Source organism: Ileibacterium valens (genome assembly GCF_001945525.1).
Taxonomy (GTDB): domain Bacteria; phylum Bacillota_I; class Bacilli_A; order Erysipelotrichales; family Erysipelotrichaceae; genus Ileibacterium; species Ileibacterium valens.
Window position 1 is genome coordinate 1 of sequence record NZ_MPJW01000083.1, and the last position, 1,482, is coordinate 1,482.

Sequence of the window (1,482 nt, forward strand, 5' to 3'; positions counted from 1 at the left end):
TGATTCATCTTCATAGCGATAGATGCTTCTCAGGCTATGCTTTGGAATCTCAGTAGTGATGTTTTGGAAGAACGTTAATCGGGTCTCTTCCCTGAGCTTTTGCAGATCTTTGAAATTGATTACGAAATCCTTATTGCTTTTCAGCACAGAATAGACGTACCGAAGCAGCTTATTGGCTACAGCGACAAGCGCCAGATAGTGTCTCTTTTTCTGGCCTGCCTTAAGACGGGTGAAGAGCGCAGCCAGTACAGGGTTGTGTCGCCTGGCAAACTCGGCAGCCATGATAATGGCATGTCTGAGATAACGTGAGCCATTCCTGGAGATCTTTCCTTCGGAATGAACAGATGATCCTGAGCGTTTGTTCACAGGATCTGTCCCTGCATAGGCAATCAGAGCATCAGCGCTTTTAAACCTGCCGATATCCATGATCTCAGCCAGAACAACGGAAGCTGTAATCAGGCCGAATCCAGGCATGGAAATCAGCTGACTGTAGCCAGGCATGTTTTCACACATATCCCTTAGATTCTTTCTGATAGAAGACAGCTCTTCTCTGAGTGAAAGAACATGACTGACCAGACTTCTGATCGTTCTGCGGTCAGCTTCTGAAGGTTCCAGCTGACTCAACGAGTCTTCACACAATGAGAGCAGCTCATCGAGTTTATCCTGCCCAAAGTGATTTTTGCTCGACGTCTTAATCAGAGAAAGCAATTCCTGTTTGTCGGCATGGATGATATCATGAACAGTGGGAAATACAGATAGAACTTTCAGAAACGTCATTCCTGTACCGAAAACTTTGGCGAGCTCCGGACAGTGAATATCAGCCAGGCCGATCAGTCGTGTGGATTCCTGGGAATCCATCTTTCTGATCTGCTGGTATCGACGAGTTTCAGTTCTAAGTGCGCTGTATTCCCTTTTTTCATGGGTAAAAGAAGGGTCTACAGTCTTGAAGTCTCGTTCGTAGGCGACAATCTGCGCAATAGACTGAGCATCAAGCGGATCGGACTTGCTTCTTTCATGAAGAGAACACCAATGACTCACATAGGATGGTTTGAGAACCACGACAGATTCCTGCTTTTGAAGCAGAGTGCTTAGAAAGGAATAGAACCCGCGATAGTAGATACCTGTGTCTTCCATGGCGTAGACGATTCTGGAACACTGCTCATCAGCGTATTTCAGAACAGTCTGATGAAACTCACCAACAGAAGATTTGGAAAAACCCACTCTGATTTTCTTGCGGAGCATCTTATCTTTCCTGGATCTGTCAGGAAAGACTTGAAGGAGTGCAGCGTCGGCTTTCCCTTTGGAAATATCGATACCGACGAAAAGTGAATAAGGAGCTTTTGATTTTTTCATAGAAACCTCTTCTCGTAATCAGTTTTGAATTGCACCTCTCTATCAAGACAAACGCAGCCTCGCAAATGGGCAGACACTGATGAAATCAGGCTGAAACTAACTTATTCGAGTATTCGGAGAAGTCTTGAA

At 45.2% G+C, this 1,482-nt stretch carries 1 protein-coding gene; it reads right to left on the bottom strand.

The genetic code is table 11. The features are described from left to right. Positions 1–1,353, bottom strand: a 1,353-nt coding sequence (locus BO222_RS03330; RefSeq protein ID WP_075818319.1) for an IS110 family RNA-guided transposase, incomplete at its 3' end; no start/stop codon positions are given. Positions 1,354–1,482 lie beyond the last annotated feature (129 nt).